The organism is Corynebacterium sp. HMSC059E07 (assembly GCF_001814395.1).
GTDB classification, from domain to species: Bacteria; Actinomycetota; Actinomycetes; order Mycobacteriales; family Mycobacteriaceae; genus Corynebacterium; species Corynebacterium hesseae.
This window is the reverse complement of the sequence record NZ_KV816274.1, coordinates 49,084-74,456: the sequence shown is the minus strand read 5'-3', so window position 1 is coordinate 74,456 and position 25,373 is coordinate 49,084. Positions and strand designations below refer to the sequence as shown.

The 25,373-nt window shown below is 60.9% G+C and carries 23 protein-coding genes; 16 read left to right on the top strand and 7 right to left on the bottom strand.

Annotated elements, in window-relative coordinates; all coding sequences use genetic code 11:
• Positions 1-46 precede the first annotated feature (46 nt).
• From HMPREF2967_RS00865 to trpA, 6 genes are read left to right on the top strand one after another with little or no spacing between them, the layout of a single operon-like run.
• The gene (locus tag HMPREF2967_RS00865) at positions 47-1,546 is read left to right on the top strand and encodes an anthranilate synthase component 1 (RefSeq protein ID WP_070563629.1); all 1,500 of its coding nucleotides are present in this window, start codon (positions 47-49) and stop codon (positions 1,544-1,546) included.
• Positions 1,543-2,187: an anthranilate synthase component II gene (locus HMPREF2967_RS00860; protein ID WP_070563632.1), complete on the top strand. Its 645-nt coding sequence runs from the start codon at positions 1,543-1,545 to the stop codon at positions 2,185-2,187. Before HMPREF2967_RS00865 ends, HMPREF2967_RS00860 begins: the two co-directional genes overlap by 4 nt.
• On the top strand, positions 2,187-3,224 hold the full coding sequence (gene trpD, locus HMPREF2967_RS00855; protein WP_070563635.1) for an anthranilate phosphoribosyltransferase: 1,038 nt from the start codon (positions 2,187-2,189) through the stop codon (positions 3,222-3,224). Before HMPREF2967_RS00860 ends, trpD begins: the two co-directional genes overlap by 1 nt.
• Positions 3,202-4,584 (top strand): bifunctional indole-3-glycerol-phosphate synthase TrpC/phosphoribosylanthranilate isomerase TrpF, encoded by a 1,383-nt coding sequence (trpCF, locus tag HMPREF2967_RS00850; RefSeq protein WP_070563638.1) that lies wholly within the window; start codon positions 3,202-3,204, stop codon positions 4,582-4,584. The genes trpD and trpCF overlap by 23 nt, the downstream gene beginning before the upstream one ends.
• A gap of 32 nt (positions 4,585-4,616) precedes the next feature.
• Complete coding sequence (gene trpB / locus HMPREF2967_RS00845) at positions 4,617-5,831, top strand: tryptophan synthase subunit beta (RefSeq protein ID WP_070563641.1); 1,215 nt, start codon at positions 4,617-4,619, stop codon at positions 5,829-5,831.
• The gene (gene trpA / locus HMPREF2967_RS00840; RefSeq protein WP_070563645.1) at positions 5,831-6,661 is read left to right on the top strand and encodes a tryptophan synthase subunit alpha; all 831 of its coding nucleotides are present in this window, start codon (positions 5,831-5,833) and stop codon (positions 6,659-6,661) included. The genes trpB and trpA overlap by 1 nt, the downstream gene beginning before the upstream one ends.
• A 225-nt stretch (positions 6,662-6,886) precedes the next feature.
• Here the strand turns inward: trpA and HMPREF2967_RS00835 are convergent, their stop codons facing one another.
• Both HMPREF2967_RS00835 and HMPREF2967_RS00830 read right to left on the bottom strand, forming a co-directional pair.
• Positions 6,887-8,170, bottom strand: coding sequence for an HNH endonuclease signature motif containing protein (locus tag HMPREF2967_RS00835; RefSeq protein WP_118854820.1), 1,284 nt, complete (start codon positions 8,168-8,170; stop codon positions 6,887-6,889).
• Between the two features lie 286 nt (positions 8,171-8,456).
• Positions 8,457-9,692 (bottom strand): dicarboxylate/amino acid:cation symporter, encoded by a 1,236-nt coding sequence (locus HMPREF2967_RS00830; RefSeq protein WP_070563648.1) that lies wholly within the window; start codon positions 9,690-9,692, stop codon positions 8,457-8,459.
• Between the two features lie 157 nt (positions 9,693-9,849).
• On the opposite strand from HMPREF2967_RS00830, the gene HMPREF2967_RS00825 reads away from it, so the two are divergent.
• From HMPREF2967_RS00825 to HMPREF2967_RS00805, 5 genes are all read left to right on the top strand, one after another.
• Complete coding sequence (locus HMPREF2967_RS00825; protein WP_070563651.1) at positions 9,850-10,314, top strand: SdpI family protein; 465 nt, start codon at positions 9,850-9,852, stop codon at positions 10,312-10,314.
• Positions 10,315-10,537: 223 nt separating this feature from the next.
• The gene (locus tag HMPREF2967_RS00820) at positions 10,538-10,762 is read left to right on the top strand and encodes a hypothetical protein (protein ID WP_070563654.1); all 225 of its coding nucleotides are present in this window, start codon (positions 10,538-10,540) and stop codon (positions 10,760-10,762) included.
• 52 nt (positions 10,763-10,814) lie between these two features.
• The gene (locus HMPREF2967_RS00815) at positions 10,815-11,186 is read left to right on the top strand and encodes a Rieske (2Fe-2S) protein (protein ID WP_070521874.1); all 372 of its coding nucleotides are present in this window, start codon (positions 10,815-10,817) and stop codon (positions 11,184-11,186) included.
• Positions 11,187-11,264: 78 nt separating this feature from the next.
• Entirely contained in the window at positions 11,265-12,224 is a 960-nt protein-coding gene (locus HMPREF2967_RS00810; RefSeq protein WP_070684543.1) for a bile acid:sodium symporter family protein, read from the top strand.
• 6 nt (positions 12,225-12,230) lie between these two features.
• On the top strand, positions 12,231-12,539 hold the full coding sequence (locus HMPREF2967_RS00805) for a hypothetical protein (protein WP_070521880.1): 309 nt from the start codon (positions 12,231-12,233) through the stop codon (positions 12,537-12,539).
• On the opposite strand, the gene HMPREF2967_RS00800 is transcribed toward HMPREF2967_RS00805, so the two are convergent.
• The 4 genes from HMPREF2967_RS00800 to HMPREF2967_RS00785 are packed head-to-tail and all read right to left on the bottom strand — an operon-like array spanning position 12,536 to position 15,640.
• A complete protein-coding gene (locus tag HMPREF2967_RS00800; RefSeq protein WP_070563660.1) occupies positions 12,536-12,868 on the bottom strand; it encodes a branched-chain amino acid transporter permease in 333 nt (110 codons plus the stop codon). The two genes, HMPREF2967_RS00805 and HMPREF2967_RS00800, sit on opposite strands and share 4 nt — an antisense overlap.
• On the bottom strand, positions 12,868-13,569 hold the full coding sequence (locus HMPREF2967_RS00795; protein WP_070684541.1) for an AzlC family ABC transporter permease: 702 nt from the start codon (positions 13,567-13,569) through the stop codon (positions 12,868-12,870). Before HMPREF2967_RS00795 ends, HMPREF2967_RS00800 begins: the two co-directional genes overlap by 1 nt.
• A gap of 35 nt (positions 13,570-13,604) precedes the next feature.
• Complete coding sequence (locus tag HMPREF2967_RS00790; RefSeq protein WP_070563666.1) at positions 13,605-14,204, bottom strand: YqgE/AlgH family protein; 600 nt, start codon at positions 14,202-14,204, stop codon at positions 13,605-13,607.
• A gap of 2 nt (positions 14,205-14,206) precedes the next feature.
• The gene (locus tag HMPREF2967_RS00785) at positions 14,207-15,640 is read right to left on the bottom strand and encodes a CCA tRNA nucleotidyltransferase (protein WP_070684540.1); all 1,434 of its coding nucleotides are present in this window, start codon (positions 15,638-15,640) and stop codon (positions 14,207-14,209) included.
• Positions 15,641-15,668: 28 nt separating this feature from the next.
• Between HMPREF2967_RS00785 and HMPREF2967_RS00780 the strand changes: the two genes are divergently transcribed.
• From HMPREF2967_RS00780 to HMPREF2967_RS00765, 4 genes are all read left to right on the top strand, one after another.
• Positions 15,669-16,271 carry an NUDIX hydrolase gene (locus tag HMPREF2967_RS00780; RefSeq protein WP_010188049.1) on the top strand — a complete coding sequence of 201 codons (603 nt, stop codon included), beginning with the start codon at positions 15,669-15,671 and terminating at the stop codon, positions 16,269-16,271.
• The gene (locus HMPREF2967_RS00775; protein ID WP_070684538.1) at positions 16,268-18,421 is read left to right on the top strand and encodes a hypothetical protein; all 2,154 of its coding nucleotides are present in this window, start codon (positions 16,268-16,270) and stop codon (positions 18,419-18,421) included. The genes HMPREF2967_RS00780 and HMPREF2967_RS00775 overlap by 4 nt, the downstream gene beginning before the upstream one ends.
• A gap of 8 nt (positions 18,422-18,429) precedes the next feature.
• Positions 18,430-21,672, top strand: a complete 3,243-nt coding sequence (murJ, locus tag HMPREF2967_RS00770; RefSeq protein WP_070684536.1) for a murein biosynthesis integral membrane protein MurJ — start codon at positions 18,430-18,432, stop codon at positions 21,670-21,672.
• Positions 21,673-21,892: 220 nt separating this feature from the next.
• Complete coding sequence (locus HMPREF2967_RS00765) at positions 21,893-22,426, top strand: YceI family protein (protein WP_070684534.1); 534 nt, start codon at positions 21,893-21,895, stop codon at positions 22,424-22,426.
• A 92-nt stretch (positions 22,427-22,518) separates the two neighbouring features.
• Here HMPREF2967_RS00765 and HMPREF2967_RS13330 read toward each other — a convergent pair whose 3' ends face one another.
• A complete protein-coding gene (locus HMPREF2967_RS13330) occupies positions 22,519-22,728 on the bottom strand; it encodes a hypothetical protein (protein ID WP_232770541.1) in 210 nt (69 codons plus the stop codon).
• On the opposite strand from HMPREF2967_RS13330, the gene pepN reads away from it, so the two are divergent.
• Positions 22,727-25,237 (top strand): aminopeptidase N, encoded by a 2,511-nt coding sequence (gene pepN / locus HMPREF2967_RS00760; RefSeq protein ID WP_070684532.1) that lies wholly within the window; start codon positions 22,727-22,729, stop codon positions 25,235-25,237. The two genes, HMPREF2967_RS13330 and pepN, sit on opposite strands and share 2 nt — an antisense overlap.
• The last annotated feature ends 136 nt before the right edge of the window (positions 25,238-25,373 follow it).

Genomic DNA, 25,373 nt, shown 5'->3' with positions numbered 1-25,373 from the left:
TGCGAAGCTCGCGGCAGCACACAAAACCGTTAAAGAAAGACAGAATATGCCGTACACAGCCACACGCGAGGTCAGGTACACATCCGACGCCAGCGCACTCTTTTATGCCCTCGCCACCCCACAGAACTCCCTGCTCTTAGAGTCCGCGGACATCGAGTCCAAGAAAAACCTCACGTGCATCGCCATCACCAAGGCCGCACTCAAGGTGGTGTGCCGGGGCCAGGAGGCCACCGCCACCGCGTTGACACCATCGGGTCACCTTCTTATCGACGAACTCCGCGCGGACTTCCAATCACGGATCATCCACAGCTCAGAAGGCAGCGTCACCTTCCGCTTCGCTCTCCCCACCGAGCACGACGAGCGCGCCCGCCTCCGCGCCACCTCCACCGCCGATATTCTGCGCACGTTGCAGTTCAGCCAGCTCTACTCCGGCGATTCCCTCCCGTTCCTTGGTGGCGGATTCGCCTTCGACTACGTCGCGACGTTCGAAGAACTGCCACCGGTACCGGACGGCCCAAACGCGTATCCGGATTATGAGTTTCTCGTCGGCGAGCATGTCCTCACGGTGGACCACCTCACCAAGAGAGCAAAGATTGAGGGGTGGGGCGTCGACAAGCGCGCGCTCGAAGGGGAGCTCGACCGTGCCGCTGCCACCGAGCCCGTCACCCCAGAATCCCCGGCACCGCGCGAGACCATCAGCGCACGCGCCAGCATCGATGACGCTGCTTTCCGCCGCCACGTCGAGCGCCTCCAGGGCAACGTCCATGCCGGCGATATCTATCAGGTCGTTCCTTCCCGCGCCTTCAGCCTCGACTGCCCCGATGCCTTCGCTGCCTACCGCACGCTGCGCGAGACCAACCCCTCGCCGTACATGTTCTACCTGCGCGGGGAGGAACACGAGCTTTTTGGTGCATCCCCTGAGTCCAACCTGAAGTACACGGCCTCTGACCGAAAGGTTCAGCTCTACCCGGTTGCCGGCACTCGGCCGCGCGGTGCCACTCACGAGCTGGATATCCGCAATGAACTGGAGATGCGCACCGACTCCAAAGAAGTCTCGGAGCACATCATGCTCGTGGACTTAGCCCGCAACGACCTCGCTCGCGTCGCCGTCCCCGGCACCCGAAAGGTCGCCGACCTGCTCCAGGTGGACCGCTACTCTCGCGTCATGCACCTGGTTTCCCGGGTCGTCGCCACGCTGCACGAGGATTTCGACGCCCTCGACGCCTACCGAGCCTGCATGAATATGGGCACGCTCACCGGCGCTCCGAAGCTGCGCGCCATGGAGCTCATCCGCGAAACCGAAGGTACTCGCCGCGGCTCCTTCGGCGGCGCAATCGGCTACCTGCGCGGCGATGGCTCGATGGATAACTGCATCGTCATCCGTTCCGCCTACGTCAAGGATGGCACGGCCGTCGTCCAGGCCGGCGCGGGAGTCGTGCGCGATTCCGTCCCACAATCCGAGGCCGATGAAACGGTACATAAAGCCTACGCGGTGCTCAGCGCCATTGCCCAGGCACACAACGCATCTCTGGAGGTCATCCGATGAATCCACACGTCGTCCTCATCGATAACCACGATTCCTTCGTCTACAACCTCGTCGACGCCCTCGCCGGCTATAACACCACCGTCTTCCGCAACACCGTGCCCGTGGAGGAGGTCCTCGCCGCCCAGCCCGATATCATCATCCTTTCGCCCGGCCCGGGTCATCCCCGCGACGCCGGGTCGATGATGCAGCTTATCGACGCCTCCCTCGGCCGCATCCCCATGCTCGGTATCTGCCTGGGCTTCCAGGCGCTCCTTGATCACTTCGGCGGCACCGTCGAGCCCTGCGGCCCAGTCCACGGTTCTTCCGTACCCATGACGCTGACCGACGCCGGCGCCAGCCACCCTCTCTTTCAGGGTCTCACCACCGATTCCGAGCCCGATAACCCGAACTATGTTGGCCGCCTCGTCCCCGTTGCGCGTTACCACTCCTTAGGCTGCGCGAACGTTCCCGCCCAAATGCGCAGTCTCGCCGAGACCAAGACCGCCATTGGTTCCGTCACCATGGCCGCAGAAACACTCGACGGCACGGCTCTCGGCCTCCAGTTCCACCCAGAATCACTTCTCACGCCGACGGGACCGATCATGATCGAGCGGTGTATTAATCAACTTTCTGTTTACCCCACCATTGAAGGATCCAAGTAATGACTGATAATAAGGCATTGACGACATTGCAAGCCTTCCTCGACATCCAGGAGCCGACCCTGGAGCAAGCCATCGAGGTCTTCACCCCACTGACGGTAGGGGAGTATGACGATATCCATATCGCCGCTCTCCTGACCCACATCCGCACCCGCGGAGAGACCTTCGCTGATGTCGCCGGCGCGGCACGCGCTTTCATCAAGGCCGGCCGGCCATTCCCTGTCACCGGCAAGGGGCTTATGGACACCGCGGGAACCGGCGGCGATGGCGCTAACACCATCAACGTCACCACCGGCGCTTCCCTCGTCGCCTCCGCGGGCGGAGTCAAGATGGTCAAGCACGGCAACCGCTCTGTCTCCTCCAAGTCTGGCTCAGCCGACGTCCTGGAGGCCCTCGGCATCCCACTCGACCTCGATCCCGAGCGCGCAGTCCGCCAGCTCGAGGCATCCAATTTCACCTTCCTCTTTGCGCCGGCCTACAACCCGGCCGTCGCCCACGTGCAACCGGTGCGCAAGGGCCTCGGCGTCTCCACTCTCTTCAACACCATGGGCCCGCTCCTCAGCCCCGGCCGCCCGGAGTTCCAAATCATGGGCATAGCCAACCCCGAGCAAGGCCAGCTCATCGCTGAGGTCTTCAAGGACCTCGGCCGCACCCGCGCGCTCGTGGTCCACGGTGCTGGCACCGATGAGATTGCCGTTCACGGCACCACCCAGGTCTGGGAGCTTCGCGACGGCACCATTAGCCACTACGAGCTCACCCCCGAAGACCTCGGCATTTCCCGCCATGACTTGTCCGACCTTGCCGGCGGCAACGGGGAAGAAAACGCGAAGGCCCTCCGGGGGGTCTTCGCCGGTGCGGGCAAGCCGGCCCATCACGACGCGATCGTCGCCACCGCCGGCGCCATGTTCTATCTCAACGGCACAACCGGCACCATCCAAGACGGCGTCGCGCACGCCAACCAACTCATCCAGGACGGCACCGTGGCCGCATGGCTGAAGAAGCACGAGGAGGCGAATTATGGCTCTGCCGACCGTGCTTGAGGGGATCGTCGCCAAGCGCCGCACGCACCTACCAGCTATCCGTGAACGCCTCGCCCACGTGGACCTCACGACTCTCCCGCGTTCTGAGCGTTCCTTCTACGACGCGCTCAACGGGACCAACCGTTTCATCATGGAATGCAAGTCCGCGTCCCCGTCGCTCGGCCTCATCCGTGAGCATTATGAACCGGGAGCCATCGCCCGCGTGTATTCGCGCTATGCCTCAGCCATTTCGGTGCTGTGCGAGCCGGACCGTTTCGGCGGCGACTACGACCACCTGCAGACGGTGGCCCTGTCCACGCACCTGCCGGTCTTGTGCAAGGACTTCATTATCGATCCAATCCAGGTGTATGCCGCGCGTTACTTTGGCGCCGACGCCATTTTGCTCATGATGTCCATCGTCGATGATGAGACTTATGCAGAGCTCAAACATCTAGCAGATTCCCTTGGGCTCGACGTACTCACTGAGGCGATCACTGTGGACGAGGTCGAGCGCGCCACTGCCTTTGGCGTGGACGTCATTGGCATTAACAACCGCAACCTTCACGACCTCAGCATCGATCTCACCCGGTCCGAGCGCCTGTCTCGCTTTGTGCCCTCCGGCAAAGTTGTGGTTTCGGAATCCGGTATCCGCAACAACCAGACCGTGCGCCGCCTTGGGTCTCATGCCAACGCATTCCTTGTCGGCTCCCAACTCACGGGTACGCCTGATATCGATCGTGCTGCACGCGAGCTTGTCTATGGTCACAATAAAGTCTGCGGACTCACGGCGTGGCCTGCAGCTCAGGCCGCCCGCGCCGCCGGTGCAGTCTACGGCGGGCTCATCTTCGAAGAGGCATCGCCGCGCAATGTTTCACGTGAAACCGCGCTCGACATCATCGCCCACGAAGCCGATCTCAGCTACGTCGCGGTCTCTCGCCGCACCACTGGCTGGGAAGAGCTCGCTTTCGACGGCATTGCCGCCCTCCAGATCCATGCCCCCTACCAGGGGAGCACGGAGGCCGAGCTCCAACTCATTGAGTCCGTCCGCGCAATAGCGGGGGAGCGGCAGGTATGGCGCGCCATCGATATGACAGCGCCGCACGGCCCGGAGCTCGCCACTGCGCTTGCCGACGCCTCCGATATGCTCATCCTCGATTCTGGCACCGGCGGTACGGGTAACTCCTTCGATTGGTCAACAATTCCCGACAACGTCAAAGATAAGGCACTTCTCGCGGGTGGCCTTAAACCCGAGAACCTTCGCGATGCGCTTCGCGTCGGCACAGCCGGACTGGACATCAACTCCGGCGTCGAAATTAGCGGCAGGAAGGACACCGCCCTCATCGCTACGGCCTTCAACACCATTCGTCACTTTACGTATTAACCCTTAACCCAAACCTACCCAAAAGGAACACCATGACTAACCCAAAGGACGCCAGGGAGACCATCCTTCCCGCGTATTTCGGCGAGTTCGGCGGACAATTTGTTCCCGAGTCTCTCATTCCCGCACTCGACCAACTCGAAAAGGCCTTCGTCGAAGCGCAAAACGATCCCACCTTCCGTAAAGAACTATCAGGCTATCTTCGTGACTACCTTGGCCGTCCCACCCCTCTCACCGAGGCGACCAAGCTCGGTGGAAAGGCACGTATTTTCCTCAAGAGGGAGGACCTCGTCCACGGCGGCGCCCACAAGACCAACCAGGTGATTGGCCAAGCGCTCTTGGCCAAGCGCATGGGAAAGACCCGCATTATCGCTGAGACCGGCGCGGGCCAGCACGGGACCGCGACTGCGCTCGCCTGCGCGCTGCTCGATCTTGAGTGCGTCATCTACATGGGCGCTAAAGACGTCGAGAGGCAACAGCCCAATGTCTACCGCATGGAGCTCATGGGCGCGAAGGTCATTCCCGTGGACTCCGGATCTGGCACCCTCAAAGATGCCGTTAATGAGGCGCTGCGCGATTGGACCGCAACGTTCCACGAATCCCACTACCTGCTCGGCACCGCTGCCGGCCCCCATCCTTTCCCCACGATTGTCCGCGAGTTCCACAGGGTGATTTCCGAGGAAGCCAAGGCCCAAATGCTTCAGCGCACGGGCGGGCTTCCCGACGTGGTCGTCGCCTGCGTCGGCGGCGGCTCCAATGCCATCGGCATGTTCGCGGATTTCATCGACGAGGAGTCGGTCGAGCTCGTCGGCGCCGAGCCTGGGGGAGAGGGCCTCGATTCCGGACACCACGGTGCCACGATCAACAATGGCACCATCGGAATTCTCCACGGCGCCCGCTCCTACCTCATGCGCAATGCCGACGGTCAAGTTGAGGAGTCCTATTCCATCTCCGCTGGCCTCGATTACCCCGGCGTCGGTCCACAGCATGCTCACCTGGCGCAGACGGGCCGCGCCACCTATGTCGGCATCACCGACGCGGAGGCACTTGAAGCGTTCCAAATCCTTAGCCGCCGCGAGGGCATCATTCCCGCCCTTGAATCCTCACACGCCCTGGCCTATGCGCTTAAGCGCAAAGATGAGGACATCACCATTATCGTTTCCCTTTCCGGGCGCGGCGACAAAGACATCGACCACGTCCGCCGCACCCTCGACGCGCACCCCGAATTCAAGATCACGGAGGACAAGTAATGAGCCGATACGAGAAACTCTTCTCCAACCTTGCCGCCCGCAATGAAGGGGCCTTCGTTCCCTTCATCATGTTGAGCGACCCCGACCCGGACACTGCCCTCGACATCGTTCGCGCGGCCGTCGCCGGCGGGGCCGACGCACTCGAGCTCGGCGTCCCCTTTTCGGACCCTGTTGCCGATGGTCCCACCATTCAGGCCTCACACATCCGCGCGCTTGAAGGAGGGGCAACGGTTGATTCCGCCATCGCCCAAATCCGCCAGATTCGAGCCGAATTCCCAGACCTTCCGATTGGCATGCTCATCTATGGCAATGTTCCCTTCACTCGTGGGTTGGAGACCTTCTACTCCGAGTTTCAAGAAGCGGGTGCTGATAGCATCTTGCTTCCCGATGTCCCCGTCCGCGAAGGCGCACCTTTCGTCGCCGCCGCCGACAAGGCCGGCATTGACCCGATCTTCATCGCCCCGGCACAAGCCTCGGAGCAGACCCTCCAGGGCGTGGCTCAATACTCGAGGGGCTACATTTACGCAATCTCGCGCGATGGCGTCACCGGCACCGAGAAGGAATCGGAAACCCGCGGGCTCGTTGATGTAGTGAACAACGTGAAACGCTTCGGCGGGGCACCGATTCTCCTTGGCTTCGGAATCTCAACCCCTCAGCATGTCGCCGATGCCATCTCCGCTGGCGCAGCTGGGGCCATCACCGGATCTGCTTTAACGAAGATTGTCGACGCTCACCTCGACGAGAACAACAAGCCCACCGACGGACTCGCCTCTGCAGTCACCGACTTCGTATCCAAGATGAAGGCTGCTACCAAGCGTGCCGTTGGCTAAGCGCTTTCCCGAACAATCCTGACCCGCCACGGCCTCTTCCATCACGTCGTGCGCCACCACGCATCACGATGGAAGGGGTCGTTTCACGTGAAACAGCGCGTGTTCCATATGCACAAGCCCATCGGCTACCGTCGTTGTAGCCAGCAGTCACTAATAATGCCGCCTTCTATGCCTTCCAAAGCCTCCTTAATTCCCTAATCCCCAGCAGCGATAGTCTCTTGGCCCTCAGAAGGGGATATCATCGGATGCGTTCGAGTAGCGATCCGCCGGGTCCGTCCTGTCGAAGACTTCGACCAACTCTCCGCCATCAAGCTCAACCTTCAAGGCTTTGGCCTCTTCGTGCATCTTCCGCCGGTGAGCAATGACATCTTCCGCGACGGTTCGTGCCCACACCTTAGACGCCGGGGCCAGAGGACCGGTTGCTTCAGTCACCGCCCAGGTGCCGTCCTCGAACAACCAGACGACATCACCAGTAACTGGGTCCAGGATATAGAAAGCCCGTCCGTCAGTTTTCATGTTGTGGTGGTGCTGGCAAAGGGCAACCAGGTTAGATGGGTGCGTAGGGCCACCGTCGGCGTAGTTAATCCTGTGGTCCAGTTGGCATGTCCACGCCGGTCGATTACAGCCAGGCGCCCGACAGGTCCCGTCGCGCCCTTCGACATACTTTCGCGTCACATCTGATGGCTGGTAGCCTTCACAAGGTTCTGGTGCTTCACTAAAGTCTCTCGTCATAGTCCTCGACGCTGGGACTCCTTCACCGGTCCAGCCGTGTCCCTGAACATAGACCGGCGCTCCCTCCACGTCAGTGGCTTTGAATTCATGCACAACGACTTTTCCAGCCTCCGGCTGAATCTTGCCCGTAATGAGGAGAACTAAGGCATCCGCCATTGAGACGTCATGCTCCTTTGCGGCCAGCTTGATTGTCTCGTGGATTACGACGCCGACGTTGCTATCGACCTCTAACTCGATCGAGGCACGTTCTCCCCGGGTGAGGAGTGAATACCGGTTCTTCTTCCGCTTATCCCGGAACGCGATCGAATCATCCAAGACCTTAGCGATGTCGCGTACCTTGCGCCGAATCTTTTCTGCGCTGGGAAAGACCTGGTTGGGTTTAGTCGGTGTTAGCCACGCCGCCAATTGACTATCGATCTCTGAGATAACTGACTGAATAGGGTTGCCCAGCTTTGCCATTACTTGATCAATAGCAACCAAGGCTTGCATATCGAGTAGGTATTCAGAGTCTTGCATCGCCTTCACCTTCGGCAATTCACTGAGACGAATAAGCCCCATGACATTCCGCGCCACATGTGCCGGAGACTTTCCCGTCTTTTTGCCAAGGGCCATAAATGCAGTGTCTGAATCTGCGTCGAGCGGCGGCTGGACACGTGACCAAAACTCATACTCTATTCTTCGCATGAGTTGCCCCGCCATACATTCTGGATCATGCGGGTTTGAGTGAGAAAAATACGCAGTAGGTACCGAGGTTGAAGAATTTGTTGTGATTCCCATGGGGAGCTGCATCCCTAAACTAACCGGATAATTGCTTCCCCCACTCCCACCTTTAGAATACATGTTCTAAGTTCGTCCCACAAGAGCCACTTCGGTTTTAGGGAAGTAATTTGGCAACACCTTGCACGACCGAGCGGCCCGCGACGTCGGCAACAAGGCATACAAAAATCCCCCTCCCGCAGCCAACCTTCCAATTGATTGGTCTAGACGTATAGACCAGAAATGGAACGCAAGCTAGGGGAGGGGGGAAGCTCTCAGGGTTTCACGTGAAACCTAAGCTTGAAACCTAAGCTTTGCTGAGCTCCTCGTCGGCAGCAGAGGCGTCGGCCTCGGCCTCCAACCCATCAATTTTATTACGAGCGAAACGGTCAACAATCATGGCGATAGCGCCGTCGCCAGTAACGTTCGCGGCCGTACCCACGGAATCGATAGCGATGTAAGCGGCAATCATCAGTGCCACCATCGAATCATCAAAGCCCATATTGGATTGCAACAGACCAACGGCAACCATCACGGCACCGCCCGGAACACCGGGGGCCGCGATCATCATGATTCCAAGGAGAAGAATGAAGCCCAAGGCCTTACCCAAATCTGCTTCCATACCATCAGCCATGTACACAATCGCGAAGGCGTACAACGTCAGCTTGATCATCGAACCAGAAAGGTGGATGGTCGCACAGAGGGGAATAACGAAGCCAGCAACGGGCTTGGAAATGCCGTTCTTCAACGTGGCGTCCAGCGTCACCGGAATCGTCGCCGCCGAAGAAGAAGTACCCAACGCGGTAAAGTAGGCCGGTGCCATGTTCTTCAATGCGCGGAATGGATTCTTACCCGCAATTGCGCCGGCGATGATGTATTGAAGCACGAGGTAAACCAGCGTCATGAGGACCGCAAGCAAAAGAACCTTGGCGAAGGCAACGAGGACCGTCCCGATATTGCCATTCATACCCAAGGAGAGGAACATGCCAAAGATATAGAACGGCAGGAGGGGGATCACAAAGCCCCAGATCACCTTGATGACGACGTTCTCAAATTCCTTGGTAATCGCGTAAAGATTATCGGACTTCACAGTAGTCATCGCCACGCCAACGCAGAAGGACAACAGCAGCGCCGTCATAACTTCGAATGGAGCCGGCATCTCAACGGTGAAGTAGGGCTCGAGCGCTCCGGCATCGATGTCAGCCACATCAGTGTTGAGCGTCTGCCCACCAAGCAACGTGGGGTACAGGACCTGGGTCAAACCGTAGGCAACGAGGCCTGCCACGATAGTGGAACCATACGCAATTCCGGCAGTAATACCCAGCCACTTGCCGGCACCGCGACCGAGGCCCGCGATTGCCGGTGCCACGAGAGCAAGAATGAGAATGGGGATGAAGAAGCCAAGGAAGTTCGAGAACAGTCCGTTGTATGTTGCGAAGGCCCTGCCGAACCATTCCGGCGCAAATTGGCTAACTATGATGCCCAAGACTATCGCTACGAGGATCTTGAACAGCAGAGAGTTGAGAACACTCTTGAATGTCATGATTGAGTCTTTTCTATGGTTGATACCACTACGAGTTTCTCGCCCGGCGATAAACGCTTATTTATCTACCAAGCGACACGAAATGTATATTACAGCACGAAACGAATAAATTGAACCAGCTTTCTCGCTAGCTAGGAGGCGGGATAGACTTAGACGCATGCTCGTAGTCGGAATCATCTTCCTCGTCCTTGCCGCGGTCCTCATCATCGTCGGCGGCCTTGCCACACTCCGTAAACTCCCCGGCAACAGTGTTGTTGGATTGCGCCTCGCAGAGATCCGCAAAACCCGGGAGGCATGGGACAACGCCCACGCTCTTGCGGGCCCGTTCTGGTTCCTGGGAGGGATCGCTCTCGTTTTCGGTGGCGTTATCGCGCTTCGCGCTGAAGGTTGGATGTGGCTAATCCCCGCACTCACAGCCGTCGTAGCTGTCCTCGCGCTCTCCATCGGCTCCAACATGGGTGCCCGCGCGGCCTACCTGTGGGACCAAGCCCATAAAGACGACGATGGTTGCGGCGATTCCTGCAACTGTGGCGACGGCGGCTGCGGGGGAGAGGCGCCGGCTGTCGACGTCTCCGCGATCCGTGCCGCAGCACAACACGCCGATAAAACGGGCCGAGACTAGAGCGGCTTTTTCAGCACAGTGACGTATTCTGGGCAAACAGAAGTCCCCATATGATTTCATCACAAACTATATTTTAGGTGGCCAGCTCAACACCGGGTAGACCCGATGATTGGTGTGGCCACCTTTCTTTGTCCTGTGCGAGCACTGAGAGCTAAACATCAATTGCGTGGGAACACGGCAGTGTGACGTGACAACAGGAGTCGGGCGGCGCACGATCGTGTTCATGACCAAGAGCACCAAAACTAAAGCGCTACGGCTCGTCGCTGCAACAGCGCTCAGCCTCAGCATCCTCGGCGCGGGGGCCACGTATGCACTCGCCGGAGAACGTCGCGGAGCACACAACGAAGCTGGGACGATCTATAGCGATGTCGGCACATCATACGGTGCCTACGATTTCAGCGGCAGCAGGGAAGAGGAGCTTCCCGTGTGGGACGGCAAACTTAGCTAACAGCACATTGTCCTCTCCCTACACAGCCAACGAATCAGATAGAGTAATCCACATGACTACGTGTTCACGCCGCCTTTTCCTGCTCGGTACTGCGACCACCTTTGCTGGGGCCTACCTCGCCGCCTGCGGTAAGGAACCTTCCGCGGAAGTCGCAGCGACGGAAATCCCCGTTGGCTCCGCCATCATTGTGGACAAGGTGATCTTCGCTCAACCCACCGAGGGAGAGTTCAAAGCATATTCGCAGACCTGCCCGCACCAGGGTTCCCTCATCACGAAGATTGAAGGCTTGACCGCCACGTGCACGAGCCACTACTCAAGCTTTGACCTCAGCAGCGGCGAAGTCACCGGCGGCCCCAGCCCTAAACCGCTCACTGAGTACGGAGTGGAAAACAACGGGGGAACAGTCAAAAACGTCTCCGCCTAATGGATATCCCCGGAGACTCAGGGGGGGTTTGAAAAGATGTTTCACGTGAAACCGTGAGGGGCGTCTAGACTCTCTTCTATGATTGAGCGCCTAAAAAGACTCGACCCCCTCATCGTCCTCATCCTGTGCGCCGTCGCAATCGCTATTGCTTTTCCCGCGCGGGGAAGCTTTGCAGACAGCTTCGATGTCCTCACGAATATAGCGATCGCCCTTCTCTTCTTCCTCTACGGCGCCCGACTCTCAACGCGCGAAGCCATCAACGGGATCAAACACTGGAAGCTCCATCTCACTATTCTGGCGTTTACCTTTGTGGTCTACCCAATCATCGGCCTCGCACTGCGCCCGCTCACCGCGTTCATCCCAAACGATCTTTACTTGGGAATTCTCTACCTCACGCTTGTACCGTCAACAGTGCAATCGTCGGTAGCCTTTACCTCGATCGCCCGCGGAAATGTTCCCGGAGCAATCGTCTCTGCGTCTGCCTCAAACCTCGCTGGAGTTCTGCTTACGCCATTGCTCGTCATGGCACTCATGGGGGCCGGCGATGGGATTCACATCGATAGCTCTGTTTTCTTTGAGATTTCTGTTCTTCTGCTCCTACCTTTCGTGCTCGGCCAGCTCACCAGAAAATGGGTGGGCAAACTCGCAGCAAGCAAAGCCACGAAAGTGGTGGACCGAGGCTCCATCGCGATGGTCGTCTATGCGGCCTTTTCTAAGGGAATGGTGGACGGGATTTGGGCGTCGATTAGCGTATGGCAAATCCTATTCCAGATTGCCTTTTCCGCCGCGCTTGTCTTCTTTATGCTCTGGCTCACCAAGGCGGTCAGCCAGAAGCTGGGGTTCAACAGAGAAGACACCATTGCTATTCAGTTCTGCGGGTCAAAGAAATCCCTGGCCACCGGATTACCCATGGCCTCGGTGATTTTTGCCTCCGGCGGCACCTCGTTGGGGCTGCTCATCCTTCCCCTCATGATTTACCATCAGGTCCAATTGATGATCTGCGCGTCTATGGCGGCACGCTACGCCCGGGTAGAGTGAGAGCACATGAAAAAGCTTTATGTTCGCACCACCATGACCATCCCGGAGGTCGGCACCGCCACACACATCGCGGAGCTTGAGGAAATCAACGCTGAGGCCTGCTCCATGCTGCGCATGATCGCCCTCGCTCCGAATGACTCCATCGTCGGCGCTGCAACACCGGAGACCTCAGTGGGCAATGCCGAGGTCCCACAGCGCGTGGTTCCACACCCCGACACCTACGACGCATTCCCCGACATCAACGCCGAGCTTATCGACGCCTTCCAATTCCACTCCTTGTGGACAGAGGCCATCGCCCTCTACGGGGACTTTTAAAGCACCACGTTCACCAACAGCATGTACACGGCGGTGCCTCCGAAGATGGACAAGCCGGAGTTGCGGCGCCACAGATGCAGCAGGGCAGTAGCCGCGGCGCCTACAAGAGGAGCCACAAAGCTTCCCGTGTCTTGGGTCTGGCTAAACAAGGTGTAAACCACCAGGACCGTCATCACACCCACGGGCATAGTGAAGCCCAGCATGCTAATGAATTGGCTATCCTTTAGGGCCTTCACAAAGACGAAGGGAAGCCAGCGCAAAACAACCGTCACCACCCCGACGGGGATAAGCACGGCGAGGATGCTGAGCAGGGTTACTCCAGCTGGCATTAGGACTCCCTGCGTAGAATCATCGCGCTGTCGACACGAGGGGAAAGGTAGCGCACCACCAAGAGCAGGAAGTAGGCGCTCAGCGCCACCATGAGTAGCTGCCCTGGAAACAGAAAGCCCGCGAGGACACCCAGGACCGCAGCAGACAGCGGAAGCGAGTAATCCTTGTTGTTCTGGAAGGAATCAATCGCTAGGACAATGAACAAGGCGACGAGGGTGAAATCCAGACCCTTCACCGAGGGCGGAATAGCCTGGCCTGCCAGCGCACCAATGATGCCCGAGACAACCCACAACACCTGGCAGAAAAGCTGCACGGTGAAGACAAATGCACCACTCGGGCGCGAGCCGCGGGGAAAGGCGGAGAGGACGGCATAGGATTCGTCGGTCAGCGCGTACGTAGAATAGGCGCGGCCGAAACGATTCCGAATCTCATCGCGCGGAAAGGTTAACCCATAAAAGATGTGGCGGAAGTTCACCATGAAACCCGTCACCGCGGCAACGGCGGGCGTCACGCCGCCGGTCACCATGGAAATGCCGAGGAATTCCATCGAACCAGCGTAAATAACGATAGAAAAGATGGGGGTCCACCACCAGTCGAAACCGGTCTGGACCATGAGCACGCCGAAGGCGAGGCCCAGCGGCACCACCCCCACGGCGATGGGCATGCAGGTCCGTATTGCCTTGATGATCTCCGCACGCATGGCAGAGATGTTAGCGCAGAGGGTGGAGAGGAACTCTAATTATCTTCATCGATATAGCGCGGGAAGGTGGCAAACAACGGCAGGGGCATAGCTTGGCGGCGCATGACGTCTGACCACGTATCTGTTGATCCGGAGGAGACCACGTCCTGGGGCAGCGCAGGGGCCACGTACCACTCACCGCGATCGATTTCCTCATCGAGTTCGCCCGGTCCCCACTCGAAATGACCGGCGAAAAAGCGCATACCTTCCACCAGTTCGGTGACGGCATCGGGACCCACGCGCAGATCGACGAGTGCCACCCGTGGGGCGAGACGGCTCAACGAAGGCTGTTTCTCGATGTCGACGCCCTGCTTGGTCAGCGCCACGCCGATGGCAGCCTGCTGGTCGTGCGGGCCGCCGATGTAGAGGGCCTGCGGCTTAGCCACCACAGGAAGCCACTCCGGCATGACGTTGAAGACCGCGACCTCGGAGCGCTTGGTCAGATCCACTCCATACGTGCGCCCCGCATGCTGCTCGGTGATGAGGATGACCGAGCGATTGTACTGGGGCGCGAGAGTGTCGGGAGCCGCCACGAGGAGCTGGCCAGGGGCGGGATCATTGCGCTCGAGGGCGTTGAAAAGTCTGTCTGCGTACATCCCTATCTAGAATTCCACCACTCGCGCAGCTTCGCAATAGCAACTTCGCGCTCCAAGGGGCCTTCTTCGAGGCGCAGCTCCTTGAGGTAAGACCAGGCCTTGCCTACCTCCGGGCCGGGTTCAAGGCCGAGGATCTCCATGATCTCGTTGCCGTCGAGATCAGGGCGTACGCGAGCGAGGTCTTCCTTGGCCGCGATATCCGCGATGCGTTCCTCCAGCTGATCGTAGGTGCGCTGGAGGCGGCGGGCCTTGCGCTCATTGCGGGTGGTGCAATCGGCGCGCACAAGTTTGTGCAGGCGCGGGAGAAGATCGCCGGCATCGGTGACATAGCGGCGCACGGCGGAATCGGTCCACTGGCCATCGCCGAAACCGTGGAAACGCATGTGCAGGTAGACCAGCTGGCCGATATCTTCGGTCGTGGCCTTGGGGAATTTCAGCTTGCGCAGGCGCTTGCGGGTGAGCTTCGCACCAACAACCTCGTGGTGGTGGAAGCTGACCTTGCCGTCGGTGGTGTCGCGGGTATCCGGCTTGCCAATGTCATGGAGCAGGGCAGCCCACCGAAGAATGAGATCGGGACCGTCTTCCTCCTGCTCCATGGCCTGGCGCAACACGGTGAGCGAGTGCGCGTACACGTCCTTGTGCTGCGCGTGCTCGTCGGGAGCCATGCGCAATGCCGGGATCTCCGGAAACACATAGTCCGCAATACCTGAGTCAACGAGCAGGTCAATACCCTTCCAGGGCGCGGTGCCGCAGATGAGCTTGTTGAGCTCCACCTGCACGCGCTCCACGGTGATGCGCTGGATTTCAGCGGCCATGTCCTTCATGGCATCGCGCACGCGCTGGGCGACGTCAAACTCCAACTGCGCCGCGAATCGCGCAGCGCGGAGCATGCGAAGAGGATCATCGTGGAAGGAAATCTCCGGCGCATCCGGGGTATCAAGGATGCGATTCGCCAGGTCATCGAGCCCGCCCATCGGATCGTGGAATTCGCGGGTACCGTCCGGGCGCAGCTCGATGGCCATGGCATTGACCTTGAAATCGCGGCGCACGAGATCGCCCTCGAGGGTATCGCCGTAGACCACTTCGGGGTTGCGGGAATCGCCGTCGTAGCTATCAGAGCGGAAGGTGGTGATCTCAATCTGCTGGCCTTTATAGGCCGCCGAGACCGTACCGAAGTCAATGCCGGTATCCCACACGGTTTCGGCCCACTCCTCCAGAATCGAATACACCACGTCGGGCCGGGCCGGGGTGGTGAAGTCGAGGTCATTGCCCAGGCGGCCGAGCAGGGCATCGCGGACGGAGCCGCCGACGAGGTAGAGGGGGGCGTCGTGAAGCGCGAAGCGTTCCACCAGGCCACTGAGGAGGCCACTGAGCTGGGCGACGGTGGCGTCCGCGCGAGCAAGAACGCCGATTAGCTGAGTGTCCTGAAAATTCACGGATCGAAGTCTACTACGATTAGCAGGGATGACTAAGAACACGCCAGGGTCCAAGCGCCGCCGCCGGCGGGGCGCGGGCCACCGGAACCACCGCACGGGACGCCCCCAGCGCACGTCCACCAACCGCATGACCACGCGGGATGAGACGTCCGCAGGTGGACTCGTCGTGTCCGGATTGGCGGAGGCCGTCGATGAAGACGGCAACGTGGACCTGTCCCAGATTTATGTGGCACTCATCGGCAGGTTGGACCGCCGCGGGCGCCTGCTGTGGTCCATGCCCAAGGGCCATGTGGAAAACGGCGAGGCCAAGGAACTCACCGCCGAGCGCGAAGTATGGGAGGAGACCGGAATCCACGGCAAGGTCTTCGCGGACCTGGGCATGATTGATTATTGGTTCGTCTCCGATGGCGTGCGCATTCACAAGACCGTGCACCACCACCTGCTGCGTTTCGTGGACGGCATCATGAATGACGAGGACCCGGAGGTCACCGAGGTCTCCTGGATCCCGGTCTCCGAGCTCATCGAGCACCTTGCCTATGCGGACGAGCGCAAGCTGGCCCGCATCGCCCACGACCTCCTCCCTGATCTCGCGCGAAAGGAAGCTGCCGCAGGAAAGGCGACTCCGCGGTGAGTTGGCGCGCAGCGGTTGCCATCACGGCGCTGGCGGTGGGCTGCGCCGTCCCCGTGGCCCAGGCACAAACTCCCCACGCCGAGAGCAACGACTCCCACTATTGGCTCGGCTCCCGCGGCCCCGATGAGCTCGAACTCAGCTTGCTCAGCGCGACGGAGGCGCGAGTAGGTGAGACACTTAAAGTCCAGCTGCGCATCCACAACCCGACGGACAGCGCCGTTGATGATTTGCAGATAACCTCCCGGCGCAGCAATGCTGTGAACTCCACGACGGAGGCCCGCCAAGAGCTCGCTGCGGGATCCTTTCCTTATTATGGGACTTCGCTCGGCGCAGGAGCACTGGAGCCGGGGGAGAGCCGCGACGTAACCGTGGAGGTCCCCACCGCGTTGGGAGATGACTCCACGCTGGCCATCACCGATCCCGGCGCCTACCCACTGCTGTTTACGCTCACCGGCACCCGCGACGGCCAGGCCGCGAGCTTTGCGGAAGAGCGGACAATCCTGGATTTCAGAGGCGAAAATCAGGATCCGACGCCCGACGCAGAAGACGACAGCAAACACGAGTTCTCACTGATCTATCCCGTGACCGCCCAGGTCGACGTCGTGCCGGGAGATACCGGCGGCGAGGAGCTCATCTTAGAAAGCGAGCAGCTCGCTGAACAGCTCTCACCGGGCGGGCGCCTCGATCAGCTGCTCGACGCCTACCTGCAGCATGATCTGCACGGTTCAGGCTGCGTGGCCCTGGACCCCGCGCTTGTCGACGCCGCCGACCGCATGTCCGCCGGCTACACCGTCAACGAGACCCGCCCCTCTACTGCCAAACACCCCACGCGCCTGCGCGATTCCTGGTTTAGCAGCGCCGATTCCGATCGCGGCAAGCCGGGAGCGGGTGCCCAAGACGCCGCCGCATGGCTGGAGAAACTGAAGAAGGTGGACTGCCGCATGCTCATGCCGTGGGCTAACGCAGACACCGATGCCGTGGCCCAGGTAGGAAACGAGTGGCTCACCCACGAGGCCGTCGAACAGGGCGCAGACACCATCGAGCGCGTCCTCGGCGCCCCGCTCAGCACGCCACTGACCGCACCGGCCTCAGGGACAAGCGAGCACGCGATGCCCGTCCCGCTGCTGGTGGCGGATAATTCCGAGTGGGCCGGTAAGGCCGCCACCTTTGATGCCTCCCTCGGAGCACTGTTGGCTCAGACCGGTTCTAAACCGCAGACCACTGGGTACTCCAACCCGGAGCTGCGCTACGACTTTTCGATTGATTCGGAGCAGGCGAGGGCGCTGACGGCGGGGGCGTCGATAAGCGTGGCGTCCGCGCAAGAGGAGACCGTGGCCAAGCTGCCGAACTTCCAGGACCCTGCCGCCGCGCGCGCGGTGATGGAAGCAGCGCAGCGCCTGCTCAATTCCGGGCGCCTCGAGCCCCGTCCCGTTGCCGCCCTGCCCATCGAGCCCGGCAGCGGCAGCCCCGGAAGTCCCTACCCAGATCCCGCAGCTTTCCACGACGCCGAGATCACACAGGTGACGCAGCAGGCGCGCTATACCGATGAGCTGATGTCCATCATGGTCAACGATCCCGGTATCGCCATGACGCGCTATAACTTCACGGCACCCCTGCGCCGCGATCTCCTCACGGCGCTCAGCGCTACCGACCGCTCCAGCCTCCACGGTTTTCCATCCTCGGTAGAGCAGAGCCGCTCTCGGCTGGAGAAAAACGCGGATATGCTCCGCGAGCTTCGCGCCTCCGTGGCGCTCATCCCGCCGGGCAACGTCTTTACCCGCGTTTCAGAGTCATCACCGCTGCTCATCGTGGCGGAGAACGGCCTGCCGCTGCCTGTCGACGCCCACCTAGCCTACGACGCCCCCGACGGCGCCACATTGAACACGCAGGACTTGATTCACATCCCGGCCAAGGGATCTATTACCGTGTCCATGACCGCTGACCTGCCCAGCAACGTTGACCAGATGTCGCTGCGCCTATGGCTTGCAACACCATCTGAGCACCTCATTTCGGATCCAATCGATATCACGGTGCAGACGCGTGCCGGTATCGTTAGCGTCTATGGAGTCGGCGCGATCGCCGCGCTCGCCCTCGTCCTTGCCGCATTGTTCCGGCTGGGTAAGTGGAAGAAAAAGAAGTCTCACGGATAGTTTTCTCAATGACACATGAACCTAAGTCTGGTGCCCGCCGACGCATTGTCACGCCTTCGCCACCGGCGCCAGTACCGGAAAAGCGCGCGCCGAGTGGCGTCGTTGCTGTCGACGACGAACTCGAGGACCGCTCGGGACTGAAGGGCAAGGCCGCCACTGCCTCGAGTGAGCCCTCCGGCGAAAAGAACTCCGACGGCGCCGTCGTCCGCGCGACCGGCTCCATGGCCATTGCAACGATGATTTCCCGCATCACGGGGTTCATCCGCAACGTGCTCATCGGCTCGTCGCTCGGCCCGGCTATTTCCTCTGCCTTCACCACGGCGAACCAGCTGCCCAACCTCATCACGGAGATCGTGCTGGGCGCGGTGCTGACTTCGCTCGTCGTGCCCGTGTTGGTGCGCGCGGAAAAGGAAGACGCTGACCGTGGCGAGGACTTTGTCCGGCGCCTCTTCACGCTGGCCTTCTCCCTGTTGGCCACGATCACGGTGCTTTCCTGTATCTTTGCCCCGCAGTTAACGCGCATGATGTTGCCGGAGGACGGCGAGGTCAATGCCGTGCAGGCCACCTCCTTTGCCTACTTGCTGCTGCCGCAGATCTTCTTCTACGGGCTTTTCGCGCTCTTCCAAGCGGTGCTCAACACGAAGAATATCTTCGGGCCGGGCGCATGGGCACCGGTGGTCAATAACATCATCTCGATTGCGGTGCTCGTGGCCTACCAGCTGCTCCCGGGCAGCTTGCATCCCGATGCGCCTTCGCCGATCACGGACCGGCACGTGCTGCTCCTAGCCCTAGGCACCACGGCGGGTGTGGTGGTGCAATGCCTCATCCTCTTCCCTTATCTCAAGAAGGCGGGCATTAACCTCAAGCCGCTATGGGGACTGGATGACCGCCTCAAGCAGTTCGGCGGGATGGCCATGGCCATCGTGGCCTACGTAGCGGTTTCCCAGCTGGGTTACGTCATCACTTCCCGCGTGGCGGCCCATGCGGACAAAGAAGCGCCGTTTATCTACCAGCAGGCATGGCTTCTCCTGCAGGTGCCCTATGGCGTCATTGGCGTCACGCTGCTCACCGCAATTATGCCGCGCCTGTCCCGCAACGCCGCGGACGGTGACGTCAAGGCCGTGGTCCGGGATCTCACGCTGGGCACGAAGCTGACGTTTATCGCCCTGATTCCCATCGTCATCTTCATGACGGGATTCGGCATCCCGATCGCCCGCGGCCTTTTCCAGTACGGCGCCTTCAACGCCAAGGCGGCCGAGGTACTCGGCCTCACGCTGAGCTTCTCTGCCTTTACCCTCATCCCCTACGCCCTCGTGCTGCTGCACCTGCGCGTCTTCTACGCCCGCGAAGAAGCGTGGACGCCGACGTTTATCATCGCCGGCATCACGCTGACCAAGTCGGTGCTCTCCCTGCTTGCCCCACACGTGGCGGATTCCCCCGACCGCGTGGTCGTCCTTCTGGGCACTGCCAATGGCTTCGGCTTCGTGGCCGGCGCGGTGATCGGCGGCTTCCTGCTCAAGCGAAAGCTGGGCAGCCTGGGCGGTCGCGCGGTTATCGCGACGACTATCTGGTCAGTGCTGGCCTCCCTCGTGGGCCTCGTGGTGGCCTTCGTCATCAATTACGTCATCAACCTCGTGCTCCCGGAGCAAGTGCCGCCGTTCTTGTACCTGCTGAAGCTTGCCGTGGCGGGCCTCATCTTCGTGGCTGTCACCGGCATCGTGCTTTCGCGCTCGGGCTTGCCGGAAGTCATCAACCTTGGCCGCCAGCTGCAGCGCATCCCCGGCATGTCCCGCATCATCAAGATCGAGCATGCCGAGGCCATCGAGGTCGAGGCCCCAGAGCAGCTGGAGATCCAACCGATCTTCAGCGTGGATGCCTTCAACTCCTCGCCGGTACCGCCGCCGATGTCCGCCGGTATTGTCCGCGGGCCGCGCTTGGTGCCGGGCGCACCGGTATCCGATGGCCGCTTCCGCCTCCTCAAGGACTACGGCTCTGCCGCAGGTACCCGCTTCTGGAAGGCCCGCGAGCAGGCCACCGGCCGCCTTGTATCGCTGACATTCGTGGACACCACGGGCGAGGCTCCGATGGCTCCCGCCACCCCGGCGGTAGCCGCCCGCCGCTCCGCGGAGGTCTCCCGCGCCACGCGCCGCCTGGCTGAGATGGAACTGGATGCCATGGCGGAGAACATCGACATCCTGTCTTACCGCCAGGGCTGCCTCGTCGTGGCGGACTGGGTGGAGGGCACCTCCCTGAAGACGGTCTCGGAGGATGAGGACCTCGATCCGCGCGCCGTCGCCCACGCCTTGGTCCCTCTGGTGCGCACCACGGCTGCCGCCCATGCGGCGGGCCTCGTGCTGGGAATTGAGAACCGCAACCGAATCCGCATTTCCACCGAGGGCATTGCCACCCTGGCCTTCCCCGCGGTGCTGCACAGCAACGATGAGGAGACTGACCGCTCGGCGCTGGCCTCCGCCATCTCGCTCCTCGTGGAGTCCACCAGTCCGACACCGGAGGTGCTACAGGAGATTGCTGCCGACGCCGAGGAGGGCCAAGACTCCGATCTCGAGGACATCGCCAACCGCTTGGCAGCCTTCGCCGGCGATGGCGACGAGGGCGAGGAGACCCTCCAGATTCCAGTGGAGGAGACCCCGCGCAAAGAGGACCCAAGCCCCGCACCGGGCTTCGGCGGCCGCGGCTACTCTGGCTCCGGCATCATCGTCCTAGGCGCGCTGGCCACCCTCTTCGTCGTGGCGATGGCCGCGCTCAGCGTGTGGATCCTGTCTCATGTGGGTAATGAGAAGACTTCCCCAGTGGTGACGAAGAGCGAATCGACGACTGAAACCTCATTCCCCAACGTGCCGCCGGTGCTCCTGAAGGACGTCAAAACCACCTCCGTTCCGGAGGGCAAGGAAGTATCTGGTTCATGGTCCACGAAGAAGGCAGACACTGGACTCCTGCTCAGCATTGACAAGCCCACGCAACTCCGCGCGCTTCCGCTGCAGCAGAGCAAGTCCACCGGCGCCAAGTACGAAGTCTATGGCGTTAATACCAAGGATTTTGACCCCACGGATCCTGACTCCGGCAAGCTCACCGAGCTCGCACACGGCACGCTAACCAACGCGCGCCAAGACATCGAGCTCAAGGAGAAGCCCGTGGCCTTCGACGGCGCCCTCATCGTCTTCACCGACATGCCCAAATCCGGCTCCGTGACACTGAAGGAGGCCACCCTGGTGGGCATCCCAACCAACTAACCCACCACCTCACGCATTTCCCCAGACCTCGATCCCGAAACTCCCTGCTCGCTGACTCAGACGCGCCACGCGCTTGACGACGCCCACCTGCAGGTTTCGGGTAGCAGGTCTGGGGCTTTAGTGTTCTTGCAATTTCTTCCCTTGACAGATAAGTGAAGGAGCGTATAATTCTTGTTGTCACGTCAACAATCTAGAGAAACCTAGAAGAAACGAGGAACCCATGACTATCACCGCAGGAACCTACGCACTGGATCCGGCACACACCACTATCAGCTTTGTAGCTCGCCACGCCATGGTCACCAAGGTGCGCGGCAACTTCAACGAGTTCGAAGGCACCCTGACCGTAGGGGAGAACATTACTGACTCCGCCGCCACCGCCACGGTAAAGACGGCGTCCATCGATACCAAGAACGCTGACCGCGATGCACACGTGAAGAATGAGGACTTCTTCGATGTTGAGAAGTTCCCGGAGATGACCTTCACCGCGACCAAGTTCGACGTTAACGACGAGGGCGAGGGCACCGTCACCGGTGATCTCACCATCAAGGGCACCACCAAGTCCGTCGATTTCAAGGTAGAAGAGACCGGCGTGGCCGAGGATCCCTTCGGCAACACCCGCCTTGGCTTCGAGGCTAAGACCTCCATTAACCGCACCGACTTCGGCATCGACTTCAACGCTCCGCTGAAGACCGGCGGCGTGCTCGTCTCCGAGGAGATCAAGATCGAGCTCGAGGTCTCTGCCATCAAGCAGTAAGCCCTCAAGCGCGATACCTCGCCTTGAGAAGTAGTTTTTAGTTGTTGCCCGTAGTGCCCATTTCGGTACTGCGGGCAACAACTTTTTGACAACTAAGGCGCCACAACCGAGTAATAAACAACTCTAAAACAACTCCTCAACAACTCGCGCAACACTGTGGCCTGCACTTTTAAGAATAAATCTGCGTCAGAAGCTGTCATATTAGTCAATAGTTGTTTATTAGTTGTTGCGGAGTTGTTTGAAACAACTTTGAGCAGCTTACCTGTGATACGCACCGCAGCGACGTTTAAGATGTAGCGCATGACTACCGCAAACCTCACTCATGCAGAAGCCACCGCCCGCAGCGCCGCGCTGCGTTTGAGCACCTACGAGCTGCACCTCGACGTCACGAGCGCGCCAACCGACGCCGACTCCTACGAGGTCACCTCGCGCATTAGCTTCACCACCGCCGAGCCTGAGACCTTCGTGGATTACTTGGGCAAGGCCGTGCACGCAGTGCGCGTCAACGGCAAGGAGGTGGAGAACACCTTCGACGGTGGACGGGTCTACCTGAGCAACCTTCCAGTGGGGGAGGAACTCACCGTGGAGATCACCGGCTCCTCCTATTACTCCCGCACCGGCCAGGGCCTGCACCGCATGCACGACCAGGCCGATGACACTACGTACCTCTACTCGCACCTCGAGCCATCCGATGCCCGCCGCATCTTCCCCTGCTTTGACCAGCCGGATCTCAAGTCCAGCTACGAGGTGCACCTCACCGGCCCGGAAGGCTGGCAGCTGCTCAGCAACCAGCCGGAGGTCGGCCGCGAGAAGACGGATAGCGGGGAAGTAGCGCACTTCGCGCCGACCCCGCTGCTGTCAACGTATCTGACGGCGTTTGCGGCTGGGCCGTACGTCGAGAAGCACAGCACCTGGACCGCACCCGATGGCTCCTTGGAAGTGGAGCTGCGCGCCTTTGCCCGCGCCTCCATGGCGGAGTATCTGGATGATGAAATCCTGCAGGTCACAGCACAAGGCATGGACTTCTTCCACAGCAACTTTGGCTACCCGTATCCGTGGGGCAAGTATGATTCCATCTTCGTTCCGGAATACAACCTGGGCGCCATGGAGAACCCCGGCCTCGTGACCTTTACGGAGCACTACCTCTTCCGTTCCGCCGCCACCCGCGCGCAGCATGCCGGGCGCACGAATACCATCCTGCACGAGATGTCTCACATGTGGTTCGGTGACCTGGTCACCCCGCAGTGGTGGGATGACCTGTGGCTCAAGGAGTCCTTCGCGGAGTTCATGGGCGCGGATTCCTCGGTGCACGCCACCGAATACACCGAGGCGTGGGTCAACTTCGCCGGCCAGCGCAAGAACTGGGCCTACCTGCAGGATCAGCTGCCCACCACGCACCCGATCAAGGCCGAGATCCCGGACGTGGATGCCGCGCGCCAGAACTTCGACGGCATTACGTATGCCAAGGGTGCGGCGGTGCTCAAGCAGCTGGTGCACTACGTGGGCCGGGAGAACTTCTACGCCGGCGCGCGCGACTACTTCCAGGAGCACGCCTTTGCTGCCGCCACCTTCGAGGACCTGCTCAAGGCCCTGAAGAAGCACACCGACCGCGACCTCGACGCTTGGTCCACAGCCTGGCTGCGCACATGGGGCCCGGATACGCTCACCCCGGAGCTGCACACGGACGGCGATAAGATCCACGAGCTCGCCATCGCTGTCGAGGCCGAGGACACCACGCGCCCGCACCGCCTCAACGTGGCACTCTTCGATGACTCCCTGAACAAGTACGCCACCCTCGACGTCGATCTGGAGGGCGAGCGCACCATCCTCGATGAGGCATCGGGACTTCAGGCACCTGCGTTGCTGCTGCTTAACGACGGCGACCACACCTACGCCAAGGTCCGCTTCGACGAGACCTCCCTGGAGACCATCCGCACGCGCCTGTCTGAAGTTCCGGATGAGCTTTCCCGCGCGGTCATCTGGACCTCCCTGTGGAACCTCACCCGCGATGGCGAGTGGCCCGTGCGCTCCTACCTGGACACGGTGCTCAACCACGCCCCGGCGGAGTCCAACCCCACGCTTCTGACCACGGCCTTTGCCAATGCAGGATATGCCATCGACCACTTCGTTGGCGAGGAAGAACGCGAAGAGATCCGCGCTGATTATGCCGAGCGCCTCTGGGAGGTACTGCAGCAGGCACCGGCAGGCTCCGATGCGCAGCTCACCTTCGCACGCGCCACCATTCAGGCACTCGCGGCCACGCCGGAGGAATCCGGCACGCAACGCCTGCGCGCGCTTTACGACGGCTCCCTCGACGGCCTCGCCCTCGACCCCGATATCCGCTGGGCCATCCTCCGCGCCTTGGCCGCCCGCGATGCCGTCAGCGCCGAGGAGCTGAAGGCTGAGAAGGAGCGCGACAACACGCTCACCGGTGCCGCCGCCTACCTGGGCGCCTCCCACGCTTTCCCATCTGCCGAGCTCAAGCGCGAAGTCTTCGACCTCGTGCGCACGCCGGGCAAGTACTCCAACGCGGAGGTGGATTCCCTCCTCGCGGCGTTCAACGCGCCGCGCTCGGCCCACCTCACCGAGGCCTTTGCCCAGGAGTACTTCGATTCGCTGGCGAAGCTCTGGGAAGAGCACCCCATCGAGATTGCCAACCGCCTCGTGCGCGGGCTCTACCCAGACGTCGCGATGGCCGACGCCGCCACCAGCGAGTTCCTGAGCACCGAGCGCCCACGTGCGCTACGCCGCGTGCTGCTGGAATGCCAGGATGCGCTGCGCCGCGCGCAACACGTGCGCGCCGCGCTGTAGACGCGGCGCATAGCGGACTGCAGAATCTTCCCGTAAACTCGCAAACACATTAACGGGGGACAATCACACACCATCGGCTTCGGCCAAGGGACTGTGTTGACCCATGTGTCATTGCTCAAGTTTCCGGGGGGATTCT